Origin of the sequence: Streptomyces sp. NPDC058307 (genome assembly GCF_042880295.1) — a bacterium.
Taxonomy (GTDB): Bacteria; Actinomycetota; Actinomycetes; order Streptomycetales; family Streptomycetaceae; genus Streptomyces.
The window spans coordinates 1-17,173 of the sequence record NZ_JBHVYZ010000017.1 but is presented as its reverse complement, the minus strand read 5'-3'; the positions used below and the strand labels follow the sequence as shown (position 1 = coordinate 17,173).

Here is a 17,173-nt window from a genome sequence, read left to right as displayed (position 1 = left end):
GGCAACCGGGGTGCCAACGGGCCCTCACTCATGCGCGCAGTTCCGCCTCGATGAGATCGGCGGCCCTGCGCGTGCCACCCTCCTGGGCCATCTCCGCCCGGACCTCCTTGAGCCTGCGGGCCACCTCGGGGTCGTCGACCAGCGCGAGGGCGGCCTCGCGCAGCGCCTCGGCGGTCGCGTCCTGCGTGTCGATCCGGCGGGCGACCCCGAGGCCCTGGAGCATGTCGGCGTTGCCGAACTGGTCCACGGCCTGCGGTACGGCGATCATCGGCGTGCCCGTCGCGAGTCCCTCCTGGCTGCCGCCCGCGCCGGCGTGTGTGACGAACAGGTCGGCCTGCCTGAGAACCGCCAGCTGCGGTACCCAGGACCGCACTTCGACATTGCTCGGTACGGCGCCCAGCTCGGCCGGGTCCACCTGCCTGCCGATCTGGAGCACGAGGTGCCAGCCGGGGAGGTCGCCGAAGGCCCGGACGCACTCCCGGTAGAAGTCGGGCCGCTTGGTGAAGGAGGAACCGAGGGAGACGAGAACCACCTTCTCGGCCCCGGCCGGCCGCTGCCACTCCCCCTCGGAGCCGCGGTCCCCCTGACAGGCTCCGACGAACGTGTACACGCTCTCGTCGACCCGGTCGGCGTTCGGCTGGAGCGCCCTGGGGATCAGGACGAGGGAGCGGTCGGGGCGGCCGGCGAAGGGGTCGGGGTGCAGGTCGATGCCGTTGTCCCGCAGCCAGTTCTGGAAGCGGGCGTAGTAGGCCCGCCCTCGTTCGGTGCTCTTCGGTCCGGCCCACATCGGCCCGGCGACCTCCTCCTCGTAGCCCTCCCAGGCGACGAGGTTCGGCGAGAGGGAGACCGCGGGCACGCCCCAGCGGCGGGCGAGGACGCGGGCCGGGTAGGCGGTGATGTCGTGCAGGACGAGGTCCGGTGCGTCGCCGTCGTACGCCTTGGCGAGCTGCGGCAGGGCCTGCATCGCGTCGGCGAGGAAGAGCTCCACGTGGTCGAGCAGTTCGGTGCCCCAGGCCGACGGGTCCTCGTCGGGACCGGGCAGAGTCGAGTTCCACGGCTTCACCTCGGCGCCGGTCTCGGCGACCTTGTCGGCGAAGAGGGGCGGAACGGCGTACGTGACCCGGTGCCCGCGCGCCACGAGCTCGCGGATCACCTCCAGGCTGGGGTTCACGTGACCGTGGGCGGCGATGGAGAACATGGCGATGTGCGAGCGAGGGGTCATGGGAATGAGGCTAAGCGAGACGATACGTATCGTGCAATGTGATTACTGAGCGGCGTCGCGGTCACCGGCCGGCGACCGCGATGCCTCAGCGCTGGTAGCGCGCCAGCACCGGGTTGCCGTCGTCCTCCAGGCGTTTGCGCAGCTCATCGAGGCCGATGGCACCGCTGTAGTACTCTTGGAAGGCCGGTGTGGCGACCTTGTCCTTCCACTCGGGGTAGCCGCGGACGGACTGCGCGGGAGCCGTGGTGAGGTGCGAGGCGAGGGACGTGCCGGTGGCCCAGCCGTCCTTCGTGGTGCGCAGGGCCGGATCCGCGAGCGCCCGCGTCCCCGTGGGCAGCATCCAGTCCCCCAGCGCCAGCCGGACCATGTTCTTCGGCCGGAGCAGGAAGGCGATGAACTCGGCGGCCTCCTTCTTGTGCGGGCTGTCCTCGGCGACGGACAGGGTCTGCGGGCTGACGCCCTGGGTGAGCCCGTCGGCGCCGGCCGGGGCGGGCAGCACCTGCCACCGGAAGCCCTTCGGTGCCTGCTGCGCGATCTGCTGACGGTAGGAGAAGCCGAGCGGCACCATCGCGTACTTGCCGCCGAAGAAGCCGGGCAGGGTGTCGGAGCCGCCGCTGCCGAGCGTGGTGGGCGAGGCGCTGTGGTCGGTGTTCGCCTGGTCGTGGATGGTGCGGGGCACCGTCTCGTCGGCCTTCTCGAAGCGGATGGTGACCTTTCCGTCGGCGCCCCGGTGGAAGAGCTGTCCCCCGGCCGACAGCGACAGGTTGAGGGTCGCGGAGACGGGTTCCTTGAGCGGCCAGGCCACGCCGTACTTGCCGGCGCCGCTGAGCCGCTCGGTGATCCGACGGAACTCCGGCCAGGTCCAAGGGCGTTCGGGAGTGGGGATCCGGACGCCTGACTCCTTCAGCCACTCGGCGTTGGCGACGAGGACGCGGGGCTCCTGGAGGAAGGGCACGCCGTAGACGCCGTCGCCGAAGGTGGCGGTCTGCCAACTCCGTTGCGGGATGTCCGACTTCAGCTGCTCGGGCAGCAAGCCCCTGAGATCGGCGAGGTAGCCGCCGTAGGCGAAGTCCGCGAGGTCGTCGGAGGCGTCGTGGATGATGTCGGGCGCCTCGCCGCCCTCGAAGGAGGTGAGCAACTGGTCGTGGACACTGTCCCAACTTCCCTGCACGTACTCGACCTTGACGCCGGGGTGGGTCGCGTTCCACTCCTTCACGAGGCTCTTGTTGGCCTCGACGGACTCCCCCTGCCAGGCGAGGGACTGGAAGCGGAGGGTGATACGGCCGTCCTCGTCCCCGGGCGTACTCGTGCCGGTGCACCCCGCCAGGAGCAGGACAAGGACTCCCACGATCCATCGTGCGCGCATCAGCTCTTCACCGCCCCGGCCAACATGCCTCCCGTGATACGGCGTTGGATGATCGCGAAGAGGAGCAGCGAGGGAAGGGTGGCGAGGAAGGCCGCCGCCGCGAGCGGACCGAGGTCGGCCACTCCCTCCGCGCCGATGAAGTGGGTGAGGACGACCGGCAGGGTCTGTTTGTCCGCGGTCTTCAGCAGCACCAGCGCGAAGAAGAACTCGTTCCATGCGGTGATGAACGCGAACAGTGCCGTCGCCACGATCCCCGGCGCGAGCAGCGGCGCCGTCACCGACACCAGGATCCGCAGCCGCCCGGCCCCGTCGACCGCCGCCGCCTCCTCCAGCTCGGTCGGCACGGCACGGACGTACCCGACGAGCATCCACAGCGCGAACGGCAGCGCCCACACGACGTACACCATCACCAGACCCACCAGGGAGTTGATCAGCCGGAGGTTCTTCAGCACCAGGAACAGCGGGATGATCACCAGCACCAGCGGGAACGCCTGGCTGACCACCACCCAGCCCGTGGCGGCCTTCGCGAGCCGGGTGCGGTGGCGGGCCATGACGTAGGCGAGCGGTGTCGCGATCAGTACGGCGATCAGTGCGGCGGCGAGCGCGGCGAGCAGGGAGTTTCCGGCGGCGCGCAGCAGGGGCTGTTCGTCGAAGGCCTGCCGGAAGTTGTCGAGGGTGGGGTCCCGGGGGATCCAGGTGGGGTGCAGACTGCCCAGTTCCCGCGCGGACTTGAAGGCGGTGGAGACCAGCCAGAGGAAGGGGAAGGCGAGGAAGACGAGATAGGCGAGAAGGGCGGCGTACTGGCCGACGCGGCCGGATGTGCTGGTCCTCACGCGTCGTCACCTCCCTTGAGACGGCCCATGAGGAAGAGGGCGAGCAGGACCGACACGACGGCCACCATCACGAGCCCCATCGCCGCCGCGTAGCCGAACTGGCCGTAGCGGAAGGCCTCTTCGTAGGCGAAGAGCATGGGCAGGCGGGTGCGGCCGCCGGGCCCTCCCCTGGTCAGCACGTACACCAGGGCGAAGGAGTTGAAGCTCCAGATGAAGTTGAGCGCGGTGATCGCGAGCGCGACCGGTCTGAGGGCGGGCCAGGTGACCGTGCGGAATCGTCGCCAGGCGCCCGCGCCGTCCATCGCGGCCGCCTCGTGGAGCTCGCGCGGGGTGTTCTGGAGGCCGGCGAGGAGGGTGACCGTCGTCTGCGGCATCCCGGCCCAGACGCCGACGACGATCACTGCGGGCAGGGCGGTGGACAGGCCGCTGAGCCAGTCCCGGCCGTCGCCGAGACCGAGGGTGCGCAGGGTCTCGTTGAGGACACCGGCGTCCGGGTTGTAGACGAGGCGCCACATGACACCGACGACGACCTCGGGCATGGCCCAGGGGATGATCGCGAGGCCGCGGGCGAGCCAGCGCAGTTTGAGGTCCTGGTCGAGCAGCAGGGCCAGGCCGAGGGCCAGGAGGAACTGCGGGACGGTCACGCCGACCGCCCACACCAGGCCGATCCGGAACGACTCCCAGAACAGCGTGTCGTGCAGCAGGTCCTGGAAGTTGAGGCCGCCGATCCACCGGGTGGCCCGGGTCCGGCCCGACTGGGCGTCGGTGAAGGCCAGCAGGATCCCGTACAGCAGGGGTCCCACGCTCAGCACCAGGATCGGGATCAGCGCGGGCAGCACCAGGAACCAGGCCGCGCGGTCGGTCGGGCGACGGTCCCCCTCGGCGCGCGGTGCGCCCTGTGCCGACCGCTCCTTCGCGGTCACCAAGGTCACGTCATCGGCTCCTTCGCACGGCTCGTGACGATCCGGCCCTCCTGGGCCTGGGCCTGGGCCTGCCTGGACCTCCGTCATGGTCGTGAAGGGGGTATGCGCCGTCAAGGCAGCGCGCACACGGGCCCACCTGTGGGAATGCGAGACTGACCGGGGCGATGGCGCGAAGTCGACGCCGTTCGCGGTGGCACTGCACAGGCATGCGGGACAGGTCAGGACCGGGAGGCGGGACGATGGACGAGGCACGGGCGCGGGACGTACTGGCCGCGGCGGGATTGCCGACGGGGTCGGCGCGGCTGCTCGCCCTGGGCGAGAACGCCGTGTTCGCCGTCGGTGACCTGGTCGTCAAGGTGGGGCGCGACGCCGAGCTCCTCGACCGGGCGCGCCGGGAACTGGACATCGCCGTGTGGCTGGCGGAGGCGGAGGTGCCTGCGGTGCGGGCGGCCGAGCCGAAGGCGCGGTTGGTCGAGGGGCACCCGGTGACGTTGTGGCACCGGCTTCCCGACGCCGTACGGCCCGCCGAGGCGCGGGATTTGGCCGAACTGCTGCGGGTGGTGCACGCGCTGCCCGCGCCGTCCTTCGCCCTGCCTCCCCGGGAGTTGCTGGGCGGGGTCGAGCGGTGGCTGCGGCTTGCGGGTGATGCGATCGCCCCCGCTGACGCGGCGTATCTGCGCGAGCGGCGGGACGGTTTCGCGGCGGCCGCGGCCGCGGTGACCCCCCATCTGGAGCCGGGGCCGATCCATGGGGACGCGCTTCCCCGCAATGTGCACGTCGGTCCGTCCGGGCCCGTCCTTGTCGACCTGGAGACCTTCTCCTCGGATCTGCGGGAGCACGATCTGGTCGTGATGGCTCTGTCCCGTGACCGCTACGGTCTTCCGGCCGCGGCCTATGACTCGTTCACCGCTGCTTACGGGTGGGACGTACGCGAATGGGAGGGGTGCTCGGTGCTGCGCGGGGCCCGGGAGACGGCCAGCTGTGCGTGGGTGGCTCAGCATGCGCCGTCGAACCCCAAGGCGTTGGCCGAGTTCGAGCGCAGGGTTGCCTCGCTGCGGGACGGTGACGCCGAAGTGCGCTGGTACGCGTTCTGATCAATGGGCGGCTGCGGGTCCGTCGTGGCTGGTCGCGCCGTTCCCCGCGCCCCTGGGTGGGTCATCTCCGCCCTGGATTGTTCGTGCCGCTCGTCTCAGCTCCGCAAGGACCGTACGCACCGCCCTCCTCGCCGTCCTCTCCGGGCGGTACAGCGCGTCGATGTGACGTCTCGCCCGGACGCCGCTCAAGGGTCTGAGCGCCAGCGCAGGATGGCGGCGCATCGTCCAGCGGGGCATCAGGGCGAGGCCTCCCCCCGCCGCGACCGCCTCCGCCGCCACCGCGAACTCGTTGATGCGGTGGGCCAGGTGCAGACGGTGGCCCGCCGCCGCCCCGATCGCCTCGATGGTGGCCATGACCGGGAAGCCGTCGTGGACGGTGATCCAGGGCTCTCCCGCCACGTCCGCCGGGGTCACCCGGCGTCTGGCCGCCAGCGGGTGGTCGGCGGGCATGGCCACGTCCAGGGGTTCCCGCAGGAGCGTGGTGGCCGTCACCGTGGGCGGCCAGGCGGGGGCGTGGTCGAGGCGGTGGGCCAGGACGATGTCGTACGCGCGGGTCAGGCGTGGGAAGTCCTCCTGCGGTACGTCCTCGTCGGCGAGCCTCGGCACAGGGGTGCCGGGGCCTGCGAGGGCGCGCAGCAGCAGGGGGAAGAAGGCCGCGCCCGCGCTGTGGAAGGCGGCCACCGAGACCTCGCCTTCGGGCCGGTCCACGAACTCCTGGACCGTGTGGCGGGCGCGGGCCAGCGCCGTCTCCACCTCGATGGCGACGCCCGCCAGGGCCTGCCCGGCGTCCGTGAGCACCAGCCGTCTGCCGTCGCGCTCGGTCAGCGGCACCTTGACCGAACGCTGCAACAGCCTCAGCTGCTGCGAGATCGCCGACGGCGTCACCAGCAGCGCGTCGGCGACGGCGGTGACGCTGCCCAGTTCGCCGAGTTCCCGCAGGATCCGCAGCTGTCGTTCGTCCATCTCGACAGTGTAGGAGAACTAAAAGATCCTTTAAGGAAGTGGTTCTGGGCTTCAGGGACGGCTCGGTGCAGGGTGGGCGGGTGTCCCACTCCCGCCGTACCGACCTGGTACTTCTGCTGGTCGCGGTCGTCTGGGGGTCGAGTTATCTCTCCGCCCAGACCGCGACGTCCGCTCTCCCCGTCCTGCTGGTGCTCCTCGCCCGCTACGCCCTGTCCGCGCTCGCCTGCCTGGGAGTCGTCGTCTTCCCTGGGCGAGGCCCGCGCCGGTGGACCCGCGAGGAACTGCGGGCGGGGCTGCCCCTGGGCCTCACCCAGGCCGCGGTCCTGGTCGTCGAGACCTACGGCGTCGCCCACACCAGCGCCGCCAACGCGGGGCTGATCATCAGCCTGACCATCGTCCTCACCCCCCTCCTCGACCGCACCGGTCACCGGGGCGGTCTGCCGCCGGTGTTCTACGCCGCCGCCGGTGTCTGCGTGCTGGCCGTCGGGCTCCTCATGGCGGGCAACGGCTTTCACGCGCCCCGCCTCGGCGACCTGCTGATGCTGGGGGCGGCGGTCATACGGGCCTGTCATGTCGCACTCGTCGGCCGGCTCACCGCGGGCCGGGCGATACGGCCGCTGCACCTCACGACCGTGCAGACCCTCGTCGGCACGGTCCTGTTCCTCCCCCTGGCCGCACACGACCTTCCGGCCCTGGCCCACGCGGACCCGGCGACCTGGACGCAGCTGCTCTATCTCGCCCTGTTCTGCAGTGTGTTCGCCTTCCTCGCCCAGACCTGGGCGGTGCAGCGCACCTCGGCCAGCCGGGCCAGTCTGCTGCTGGGCACCGAGCCGATCTGGGCCGCGGCGGCGGGAGTCGCCCTGGGTGGCGAGCACCTCACCGCACTGACCGGGCTGGGGGCGGTCATGATGATCACTGGCACGTACTGGGGGCAGTCCGTGGAACGGGCCCACCGCGCAACTGCCCCTTCCCGCACCGAAGTTCAGCCCAAGCTCACCGAAGAGGACACCCGATGCCCGCCGTCGACGCCCACGACCCGTACGACACCTACGACCGTCTGATCTCCCTGCTCGACACCTCCTCCGTCGACTACCGGTTGATCGACCACGCGCCCGAGGGCACCACGGAGGCCGTGTGCGCGCTGCGCGGACACCCTGCCTCCGAGGCCGCGAAGTGCATCGTGCTGCGGGTCAAGGTGGACCGCCGGACCACCCGGCATGTCCTCGCGGTCGTCCCCGGGGACCGGCGCGTGGACCTGGACGCGATCCGGACGCTGTTCGCCGCGCGCTATGCCGGGTTCAGCGACGCGGGGACCGCCGAACGGCTGGCCCGGGCGATCCCCGGCACGGTGCTGCCGTTCAGCTTCGACCCCGAACTGGAGGTCGTCGCCGACCCGGCCGTCGTCGAGCAGCCCCGGCTGTACTTCAACGCCGCCCGGCTCGACAGGTCGCTGTGCCTGTCGGGGGCCGACTACGAGCGGTTGGCGAAACCGCGGGTGGAACCCATCGCGGGTCCGCCGCCGGAGTAACGCGCCGGCCGGAGACCGCCGCCCGCCAACGCCCCCGTCACACCGTCTCGTCCGCCGGCTCGCGCAGCGGCCACGTGCCGTCGATCACCGCTGTGGCGTCGCCCTTGCGGCGCAGGAAGTCCTGGAAGTCCGCCGCCCATTCCGCGTGCCACTCGATCTGACGGCGGTGCAGGTCCGCCGGGCCGAGGGCCGCGACCTTGGGGTGGCGGGTGGCTATCGCGCAGGCCAGCCGCGCCGCGGCGAGGGCGTCGGCGCCGGCGTCGTGGGCGGTGCCGAGTGCGATGCCGTACTCCGTGCAGACCGCTTCGAGGTTGCGCTTGCCGCGGCGGTAGCGGTCCACCGAGCGGTCGATGGTGTACGGGTCGATGACCGGTGCGGGGGCGAGGCCGCCGAGGCGCTCGCGCAGGGACGGCAGGCCGTACCTGCGCAGTTCGGCGGAGAGGAGGCTCAGGTCGAAGGCGGCGTTGTAGGCGACGACCGGTACGCCCGTCTTCCAGTAGGCCGCCAGCACGTCCGCGATGGCGTCGGCGACCTGGTCCGCGGGGCGGCCCTCGGTGCTCGCCCGTTCGTTGCTGATGCCGTGCACCGCCACCGCGTCCGCAGGGATCTCCATGCCCGGGTCCGCCAGCCACTCCCGGCGCCCCAGGGGCTGCCCGTCCCTGACCTCGATCACGGCTCCCGTGACGATGCGCGCCTCGCGCGGATCGGTGCCGGTGGTTTCCAGGTCGAAGCCGATCAGCAGCTCTCGGTGCCAGCCCATGGGTGGTCCCCCCTTCTTGGTGGTGCTTTCCCCCAGTGGTCTCCACCTTCCCATGCGCCACTGACAATCAGAGGACCGTGTTCCGCTTGACGCCCTGCACCGTGGGACGTTCAGGACACCGGCCGCGAATCCACCCAGTTCGTCTCGAACTCCTCGCGGTAGGTCGGGAAGAGGCCGCTGTCGTCCACGTCGCCCGCCTTGACCACCCGGTTGCCGCTGCGCAGCACGAGGACCGGTGCCTCCATGCCCCGCGACCGGCGCAGATAGGACTGCACGACCGCGATGCCGTCGGAGCCGTCGCCGTCCACGAGGTAGGCGGAGAAGCGCGGGGTGTCGTCGTAGACCTGGATCTGGAAGGCGCCCGGGTCACGCAGTTTCGACCGCACCCGGCGCATGTGCAGGATGTTCATCTCGACGGCGCGGCTCAACTCGCCGCGCTTCATGCCCAGTTCCCGCTCGCGCCGCTTGACCGCGCTGGAGGCCGGGTTCAGGAACAGCAGCCGCGCCCGGCAGCCGGCCTCGGCCAGGCGCACCAGACGGCGCCCGGAGAAGTTCTGCACGAGGAGGTTGAGGCCGATCCCGACGGCGTCGAGACGACGCGCGCCGCCGAAGATGTCCTCGGCCGGGAACTGCCTCAGCAGCCGCACCCGGTCGGGGTGTACGGCGACCACGTCGGCGTACCGGTCGCCGACCAGGTCCTCGACCGCGTCGACGGGCAGCCGGCGGGCGGACGGCACGTCACCGCCGGTACCGAGTATCTCGAGGAGCTTGGCGGCGGCGCGCTCGGCCTGGCCGAGGACCGCCTCGGACAGGGCCCGGTTGCGGGAGACGACGTTGCGGGTCACCTCCAGCTCGTCCAGGGCCAGTTCGACGTCCCGGCGGTCGTCGAAGTAGGGCTCGAAGCACGGCCAGTGCTGCACCATCAGCTCGCGCAGCTGGGGCAGGGTGAGGAAGCTGAGGACGTTGTCGTCGGCGGGGTCGAGCAAGTACCCCTTGCGGCGGCTGACTTCGCGGACCGCGACCGCGCGCTGGACCCACTCCTGTCCGGCGGGCCCGGCGGCCGCGACCACCCAGTCGTCGTGGCCGTGGACGGGTTCGTAGATGGGACGCAGAACAGCGGCCACGACAGCCCGCAGCCGCTGTTCGACGAGGTTCAGCCAGATGTAGGCCCGGCCGGCCCGCTGTGCGCGCGTACGCACCTCGCGCCAGGCGTCGGCGTCCCAGTCCAGCTCCGGCCCGATCGTCGCTCCCGCGTCCATCGGCCGTGCCAGGGACACCGTGCCGGGCGGGGCGTCTGCGGAGTTCCCCTCGTGACCCTCGTCACCAGGGGGCAACTCCAGCCCTCCCGAGCCCACCCGCGCACCGCCTTCCGCTCCCCCGAGCACTCCCCTTGCCAACGATCAAGGAAGGGTACTCCGGGAGCGGTCGGCGGTGCAGCCGGATGGACAGGGTGATTCTCAACTACCGAACTCCCAGTGCCCGTTCTGCCCGGCGAGCTCGGCCGGAGTGAGCGGGTTCATAGCCGTGACGTCCCTGGGGGCGATGGAGAATCCCTGCCAGTGGACCGGCATGGGCTGCTGGTCCTCGTCCCGGGCGATGTGGTGGAAGCCCACGTTCATCCAGACCACCGGGTGGGTGAGGGTCTGTCCGTTGACCCACTTGTCGACGGACTTGCCCGCTCCGGCACCGCAGTCGCCGGTGTTGTTGCTGGCGAACTGCTCGCACGGGTTGTACTCGGTGAAGTACACGTCGTGCTTGGTGAAGCTGCGGGCCGGGTACTTGGTGCTCGGGCCGGGGACGATCTCGTACGACCGCTGGTGCCAGTCCTTGTTCTTGCCGGCCGCGCTGACCATGCGCCACCAGCGGTAGCTCTTGGAGTCGCCGGCGAGCTCCTTGGTGACCGGGGTGCGGGTGGTCTTGACGGTCGCGGTCTGCCGGCCCGGGGCGGCCGCGGTGACCGTCGAGTCGTACTGCTCGACCCGGTTCCTGGAGGAGCCGTCGAGGGCGAAGTCCAGGCGCCAGAAGGCGTTGTGGCTGTGGCTGGTGGCCTGGGCACGGGGGCCCTTGCCGATGGGCCAGCCGCGGCCGTCGCCGGCGTCGTAGTCCTCGTAGGAGAGGCTGCCGGTCGCGCCGAGGTTCATGGTGATGGTGCCGTCGTCCTGGAAGCGCCACTCGGTCATGTACTCGTACCAGCCGACCTGATTGACCGAGTAGACGAGCAGGTCCTTGCCCTGGGCCTGGTAGACCTTGTTGGCGCTGTCGCCCTGCATGCGGTAGGCGTGGCCGCGGGACCGGGTCGTGGTGCACAGGCCGTTGACGTTCTCCTGGTCCGGGTCCCAGGAGTCGGGGACCTTGACGCTCTTGATGGTGCCGCCGGGGCACTCGCCCGGGTCCAGGTTCATCAGGCCCTGCGCGAAGCCGAAGCCCGTCAGGTCGTCGTACTCGACGCTGCCGTCGTCGTAGGGGACGTGGATCTGGCCGAGCCGGGCGCTGTTGAGGACCTTGATCGCCCTGGCCTCGCCCTTGGGCTGGTAGGAGATGTTCTCCAGGACGAGCCCGGCCTTGCTGTCGTAGCGCCAGCACATCCGCCAGGTCGTTCCGCTGGAGAGCTTCTGCTCGATCTTGTAGGCGGTGCTGCACTCCGCCGCGGGCGCGGCGGCGGCCTTCGGCTGGGCCGCGGCCGGTCCCGCACCGGTGGTGACACCGGCGGCCAGCGCGGCCACGGACACGCCGAGGGCCGCGTGCCTGCGCGCGCGGCTGATTCTGTTGACACGCATGAAGAAAAGACTCCCTTGCGGAAGGACAAGGCGGGAAAAGCGGACGAAGAGGGCGGATCAGCTGCCGAGCTTGGCGACCTTGCGGGCGCTCAGATCGATCACGAAGGCCCTGGCGTCGATCCAGGGGCCGTTCTTGACCTTCGGGAACAGCCGCACACAGCGGTGCTCGCCGCACTTGTCGAGCGCGGCGGGCTGCCCGCCCGGGACGGCCCGGTACACGGCGCCGGTGAGCAGCAGCTGGTTCGGGTCGGTGAGCGCCTTGTCGGTGGCGTCCTTGTAGTCGGCCTTCAGGTCCGCGCCGAGCGGGTCGGCGATCAGCAGGCTCGCGGCCTCCGCGTACTCGGCACCGCTCAGCGGCGGCTGGACACCGTGCTGGGTGCCGGTCGCGACGATCTTGCCGCTGTCGAGGTCGACGGTCCTGGTGACGAGGGTGTCGTCCCGGTAGTCGTAGAACGTCACATCCGCGCGGCGGGGCGCGTTCGGGTCGTCCAGTTCGCCGACCTTGGGGTCGGCGAGGTCCACGGTGAGCCTTTGCGGGCCGCGGTCGCCCTCGACGTCCTCGCTGGTGTTGAGCAGCTGCGGGTTCACGGCGATCTGCTCGACCCGCTGGATCTCGTCGTCGGTGAGCGGGTCGCGGCCCTTGCCCTTCGCGCCCTCGGCGGCCGGTGCCTTTTCGAGGACCCCGGGCGCGACGGCCCCGTCCGCGCCCTGTCCCGCCTGCGCCGCGGACTGCCCCGAGGCTGCCTTGCCGCCCCCCGTGTCGTCCGCCCCCGCGGTGCCCGGAAGGGTGATCCCGACCATCACGGCGGTTCCTGCCACCGCGATCGCCGCACCTGCCACCACCTTCCCGAGGTGGCGGTGCACTATCTTGCGCACATCTTCCCCCTACTCCCCGGGCAAGCTCCGGGAGTATGTGTCTGCCCCAATGGTTCGGCGCGGGACGATCCTGTGATCGCCCTGTGCACTGGTCGATCGGTAAGAGGGATGTAAGTCATAGGTGGTTCCATCACTTTCGTGGACACTCGGGGCCAAGGGGCCCCATGCGGCGCGGGACAGCTGAAAGAGTCGGTTCATGCAGGTCTGGCCTGGAGAGGCGTATCCACTCGGTGCCACGTACGACGGCGCCGGTACCAACTTCGCGGTCTTCACGGAGGCCGCGAACCGAGTAGAGCTGTGTCTGTTGCACGACGACGGCTCGGAAACGGCGGTGGAACTGCGCGAGAGCGACGCGTTCGTCCGGCACGCGTATCTGCCGGGCGTGATGCCCGGGCAGCGCTACGGCTTCCGCGCGCACGGACCGTACGCGCCTGAGCGCGGCATGCGCTGCAACTCGTCGAAGTTGCTGCTCGACCCGTACGCACGCGCGATCAGCGGTTCGATCCGCTGGGGCGAGGAGGTGTACGGCTACCACTTCGACTCGCCCGACAAGCGCAACGACCTCGACTCGGCGCCGCACACCATGACGTCGGTCGTGGTCAACCCGTACTTCGACTGGGGCGACGACCGGCGGCCGCGGATCGGGTACCACGAGACGGTGATCTACGAGGCGCACGTCAAGGGCCTCACCATGCAGCACCCGGGGCTGCCCGAGGAGCTGCGCGGCACCTACGCCGCGCTCGCACACCCGGCGATCATCGAGCACCTGGTGGAGCTCGGCGTCACCACCCTGGAGCTGATGCCGGTCCACCAGTTCGTGAACGACCACCGCCTGGTCGACATGGGCCTGAACAATTACTGGGGCTACAACACGATCGGTTTCTTCGCCCCGCACAACGCGTACGCCTCCTGGGGCGACCGCGGCCAGCAGGTCCTGGAGTTCAAGTCGGCGGTCAGGGCGCTGCACGAGGCCGGCATCGAGGTCATCCTGGATGTCGTCTACAACCACACCGCCGAGGGCAACCACCTGGGCCCGACGCTGTCCTTCAAGGGGCTCGACAACCCGTCGTACTACCGCCTCACCGAGGATCCCCAGTACTACATGGACACCACAGGCACCGGGAACTCCCTGCTGATGCGGTCCCCGCACGTCCTTCAGCTGATCATGGACTCGCTGCGGTACTGGGTCACCGAGATGCACGTCGACGGCTTCCGCTTCGATCTGGCGGCCACCTTGGCCCGGCAGTTCCACGAGGTGGACCGGCTGTCCTCGTTCTTCGACCTGGTGCAGCAGGACCCGGTGGTCTCCCAGGTGAAGCTGATCGCGGAGCCCTGGGACGTCGGCGAGGGCGGCTACCAGGTGGGCAACTTCCCGCCGCTGTGGACGGAGTGGAACGGCAAGTACCGCGACACCGTGCGGGACCTGTGGCGGGGCGAGCCTCGCGCGCTGGCGGAGTTCGCGTCCCGGCTGACCGGTTCCTCCGACCTCTACCAGGACGACGGCCGGCGTCCGCTGGCCTCGATCAACTTCGTCACCTGCCACGACGGGTTCACGCTCCACGACCTCGTCTCGTACAACGACAAGCACAACGACGCCAACGGGGAGGGCAACCGCGACGGCGAGAGCCACAACCGGTCGTGGAACTGCGGGGCGGAGGGCGAGACCAACGATCCCGAGGTGCGGGAGCTCCGCGCCCGTCAGATGCGCAACTTCATCGCCACGCTGATGCTGTCCCAGGGCGTGCCGATGATCAGTCACGGCGACGAGGTCGCGCGCACCCAGCGTGGCAACAACAACGCCTACTGCCAGGACAGCGAGCTCGCCTGGGTCCAGTGGCCGGAGGAGGCCGGGGACGGGGCGGTGGGGCTCGGCGCCGAGCTGCTGGCCTTCACGCGCGCGATGGTGTGGCTGCGCAAGGACCATCCGGTCCTGCGGCGCCGCCGCTTCTTCCACGGGCGGCCCGTGGAGGGGACCCACGACGAACTGTCGGACATCGCCTGGTTCACCCCCCAGGGCAAGGAGATGACCCAGGATGACTGGGACCGGGCGCAGGCGTCGGCGCTGACGGTCTTCCTCAACGGCAACGCGATCTCCGAGCCCGGCGCCCGCGGGGAACGGATCGTCGACGACTCGTTCCTGCTGATGTTCAACGCCTCGCCGAAGCCGCTGGACTTCGTGGTGCCGGTCAACCACGGCCGGCAGTGGGAGGTCGTGGTCGACACCGCCCGCCCGGACGGGGTGCCGCCGGGCACGGGGCCCAAGGTGCAGGCCGGGGACAAGCTGACGCTGGTGGACCGGAGCATGGTGGTGCTGCAACGGCCTGTCTAGCACGTTGACGTCGGGACGGTACCGTCCCGTCGCGGCCCGTGTCGTCGCGACGGTACGGGACCGTCCCGACGTTCGTCTCCGCACTCGAGGAGCACGCGATGACACGAAAGGCGGCAGGGCGGGTACGTAGGTCTGCATGACATCTGAGCGACCCGACCCGTCGGTGCCGACGGCCACGTACCGGCTGCAGCTGCAGCCCGAGTTCCCGTTCGAGGCCGCGGCGGCGGCCGTGCCGTATCTGGCCTCGCTGGGCGTCTCGCACCTGCACCTGTCCCCCGTACTGGAGTCCGTCCCCGGTTCGACGCACGGCTATGACGTCGTGGACCACGCACGCGTGCGCGAGGAACTGGGCGGCGAGGACGGGCTGCGCGCACTCTCGCGCACCGCGCGGGAGCACGGGCTCGGCCTGGTGATGGACATCGTGCCGAACCACATGGCGATGGACCCGCGCCACAACCACGCCTTGTGGGAGGTGTTGCGGGAGGGCCCGAAATCACCGTACGCGCGCTGGTTCGACATCGACTGGGAGGCGCAGGGCGGGCAGGTGCTGCTGCCGGTGCTGGGGAACCCGGTCGGCTCGGAGCTCGGCAACCTCACGGTGGACGGCGACGTCCTGCGCTACTACGACCACGTGTTCCCGCTCCGCGAGGGCACCGGGGACCTTCCGTTGCCGCAGCTCCTGGACGCGCAGTGGTACCGCCCCGTGTGGTGGCGGCTGGCCCGTACCGAGCTCAACTACCGGCGGTTCTTCAGCATCTCCGAGCTGATCGGGGTGCGGGTCGAGGACCCCGAGGTGTTCGAGGCCACCCATGCCAAGATCCTCCAGCTGCTGCACGAGGGCGTGGTCGACGGGCTGCGGGTCGACCACCCCGACGGCCTCGCCGACCCCGGCGCGTACCTCCAGCGGCTGCACGAGGCGACCGGCGGGCGCTGGACGGTCGTGGAGAAGATCCTCGCGGACGGGGAGCGGCTCCCGGCCTCGTGGCCCGTGGCGGGGACGACGGGGTACGACGCGCTGCGGCACATCGACGGGCTGTTCACGGACCCGGCGGGGTTCGGGGAACTCCTCGGGCACTACCGGCGGTTCGCGGCCCCCCAGACCGACCGCGGCGGCGACTGGGCCGCGACGGCACGGCGGGCGGCGTACAAGGTGATCACGCACGAGCTGGCCGCGGAGACCGACCGGCTGACCCGGGTGGCGGCACGCGTGTGTGCCACGTCCCCGGAGCCCGCGCTGCGCGACCGCGCGCCGTGGGCGCTGCGCACCGCGCTCCAGGAACTTCTGGTGCGGATGGAGGTCTACCGGCCCTACGGCTCCTCGGACGCCGCCTCTGTCGTCACCGAGGAGGCCGCGGCCGAGGCCCGGCTCGCCTTCGTGGTCCCCGAGGAGGCGGGCGCCGTCGACGTCGTACGGGATCTGGTGCTGGGGCGGGCCGGTGACGGGCCGGACCAGGTGGAGTTCCGGACCCGGTTCGCGCAGACGGCGTCGGCGCTGCGGGCCAAGTCCGTGGAGGACACGGCGTTCTACCGGTATGTGCCGCTGCTGTCGGCGACCGAGGTGGGCGGGAACCCCGGGAGCCCGGCCGTCCCGCCCGAGGAGTTCCACGCCTACTGCGCGCGCGTGCAGCGCGACTGGCCGCTGACGGGAACGGTCGTGTCGACGCACGACACCAAGCGCAGTGCCGACGTGCGCGCGGCCCTGGCCGTGCTCACCGAGTGCCCCGAGGGGTGGGCGGACACGCTGGCCGAGGTGACCCGCGCCGGTGACGGCGGGCCGGACGCACAGCTGGCGTGGGCGGCCTGGCAGACGGCGTTCGGGCTCGGCCCCGCGGCCCCGGAGCGGGTGCGGGAGGCGCTGCTGAAGCATGTGCGCGAGGCGGGGCTGTACACGAGCTGGACGGAACAGGAACCGGCTTACGAGGAGGCGGTGGCGGAGTTCGTCGAGGCCGGGCCGTGCGGGCCGCAGGGCGAACAGGTGGCCGCGCTGCGCAGCCGCCTCGCACCGCACATCCGGGCGAACGAGCTGGGCACGGCCCTGGTGCAGCTGACGATGCCCGGGGTGCCGGATGTGTACCAGGGCACGGAGGGCAGGTACCTGGCGCTGGTGGACCCGGACAACCGGCGGGCCGTGGGGTTCCCGCCGCAGGACGCCGGTGACAAGGGCGCGCTCACGGCCGCGGCGCTGCGGCTGCGCCGACGCCGGCCGGAGGTCTTCGGCGACGCGGCGACGTACACACCGCTGGCCGCGGAGGGGCCCGCGGCGGCGCACTGCGTGGCGTTCGCGCGCTCCGGGGAGGTGATCACCGCGGTGACCCGGCTGTCGCTGCGGCTGGCGGAGGCGGGTGGCTGGGGGGAGACGGTGCTGCCGCTGCCGCCGGGCGTATGGCGGGATGTGCTGGTGCCGGAGCGGGAATTCTCCGGGCACGCGCGCGTGGCGGAACTGCTGGGCGAGTCACCGGTGACGCTGCTGGAGCGGGTCGCCACGGACTGACTGGTAGTCAG

General features: G+C 71.1%; 14 protein-coding genes. 5 read left to right on the top strand and 9 right to left on the bottom strand.

All coding sequences use genetic code 11. The features are described 5' to 3' along the window. Window positions 1-28: 28 nt before the first annotated feature. The 4 genes from mgt to ACFVYN_RS15000 form a co-directional block, all read right to left on the bottom strand. The gene (mgt, locus tag ACFVYN_RS15015) at window positions 29-1,222 is read right to left on the bottom strand and encodes a macrolide-inactivating glycosyltransferase (protein ID WP_389997760.1); all 1,194 of its coding nucleotides are present in this window, start codon (window positions 1,220-1,222) and stop codon (window positions 29-31) included. 85 nt (window positions 1,223-1,307) lie between these two features. Then, window positions 1,308-2,588, bottom strand: a complete 1,281-nt coding sequence (locus ACFVYN_RS15010) for an ABC transporter substrate-binding protein (RefSeq protein WP_389997757.1) — start codon at window positions 2,586-2,588, stop codon at window positions 1,308-1,310. Then, the gene (locus tag ACFVYN_RS15005) at window positions 2,588-3,421 is read right to left on the bottom strand and encodes a carbohydrate ABC transporter permease (protein ID WP_389997754.1); all 834 of its coding nucleotides are present in this window, start codon (window positions 3,419-3,421) and stop codon (window positions 2,588-2,590) included. The genes ACFVYN_RS15010 and ACFVYN_RS15005 overlap by 1 nt, the downstream gene beginning before the upstream one ends. Next, on the bottom strand, window positions 3,418-4,353 hold the full coding sequence (locus tag ACFVYN_RS15000) for a carbohydrate ABC transporter permease (RefSeq protein WP_389997751.1): 936 nt from the start codon (window positions 4,351-4,353) through the stop codon (window positions 3,418-3,420). Before ACFVYN_RS15000 ends, ACFVYN_RS15005 begins: the two co-directional genes overlap by 4 nt. A 230-nt stretch (window positions 4,354-4,583) precedes the next feature. Between ACFVYN_RS15000 and ACFVYN_RS14995 the strand changes: the two genes are divergently transcribed. After that, on the top strand, window positions 4,584-5,438 hold the full coding sequence (locus ACFVYN_RS14995) for a phosphotransferase enzyme family protein (protein WP_389997748.1): 855 nt from the start codon (window positions 4,584-4,586) through the stop codon (window positions 5,436-5,438). Here ACFVYN_RS14995 and ACFVYN_RS14990 read toward each other — a convergent pair whose 3' ends face one another. Beyond that, complete coding sequence (locus ACFVYN_RS14990) at window positions 5,439-6,401, bottom strand: LysR family transcriptional regulator (RefSeq protein ID WP_389997745.1); 963 nt, start codon at window positions 6,399-6,401, stop codon at window positions 5,439-5,441. It abuts the gene before it with no gap. An 80-nt stretch (window positions 6,402-6,481) separates the two neighbouring features. Between ACFVYN_RS14990 and ACFVYN_RS14985 the strand changes: the two genes are divergently transcribed. Both ACFVYN_RS14985 and ACFVYN_RS14980 read left to right on the top strand, forming a co-directional pair. Next, complete coding sequence (locus ACFVYN_RS14985; RefSeq protein WP_389997742.1) at window positions 6,482-7,462, top strand: DMT family transporter; 981 nt, start codon at window positions 6,482-6,484, stop codon at window positions 7,460-7,462. Further along, a complete protein-coding gene (locus ACFVYN_RS14980) occupies window positions 7,414-7,929 on the top strand; it encodes a YbaK/EbsC family protein (RefSeq protein WP_389997739.1) in 516 nt (171 codons plus the stop codon). The genes ACFVYN_RS14985 and ACFVYN_RS14980 overlap by 49 nt, the downstream gene beginning before the upstream one ends. 37 nt (window positions 7,930-7,966) lie before the next feature. Here the strand turns inward: ACFVYN_RS14980 and ACFVYN_RS14975 are convergent, their stop codons facing one another. The 4 genes from ACFVYN_RS14975 to ACFVYN_RS14960 all read right to left on the bottom strand — a co-directional run bounded on the left by ACFVYN_RS14975 (window position 7,967) and on the right by ACFVYN_RS14960 (window position 12,342). Beyond that, a complete protein-coding gene (locus tag ACFVYN_RS14975) occupies window positions 7,967-8,689 on the bottom strand; it encodes a 3'-5' exonuclease (RefSeq protein WP_389997736.1) in 723 nt (240 codons plus the stop codon). Between the two features lie 110 nt (window positions 8,690-8,799). Continuing rightward, the gene (locus ACFVYN_RS14970) at window positions 8,800-10,044 is read right to left on the bottom strand and encodes an SAV2148 family HEPN domain-containing protein (protein WP_389998017.1); all 1,245 of its coding nucleotides are present in this window, start codon (window positions 10,042-10,044) and stop codon (window positions 8,800-8,802) included. A 102-nt stretch (window positions 10,045-10,146) separates the two neighbouring features. Next, complete coding sequence (locus tag ACFVYN_RS14965) at window positions 10,147-11,466, bottom strand: copper amine oxidase (protein ID WP_389997733.1); 1,320 nt, start codon at window positions 11,464-11,466, stop codon at window positions 10,147-10,149. A gap of 57 nt (window positions 11,467-11,523) precedes the next feature. Then, window positions 11,524-12,342, bottom strand: a complete 819-nt coding sequence (locus ACFVYN_RS14960; RefSeq protein ID WP_389997730.1) for a Tat pathway signal sequence domain protein — start codon at window positions 12,340-12,342, stop codon at window positions 11,524-11,526. 196 nt (window positions 12,343-12,538) lie between these two features. Here ACFVYN_RS14960 and glgX point away from each other — a divergent pair, with 196 nt between their 5' ends. After that, window positions 12,539-14,671: a glycogen debranching protein GlgX gene (gene glgX, locus ACFVYN_RS14955; protein ID WP_389997728.1), complete on the top strand. Its 2,133-nt coding sequence runs from the start codon at window positions 12,539-12,541 to the stop codon at window positions 14,669-14,671. Between the two features lie 136 nt (window positions 14,672-14,807). Next, window positions 14,808-17,162 carry a malto-oligosyltrehalose synthase gene (gene treY, locus ACFVYN_RS14950; protein ID WP_389997725.1) on the top strand — a complete coding sequence of 785 codons (2,355 nt, stop codon included), beginning with the start codon at window positions 14,808-14,810 and terminating at the stop codon, window positions 17,160-17,162. The last annotated feature ends 11 nt before the right edge of the window (window positions 17,163-17,173 follow it).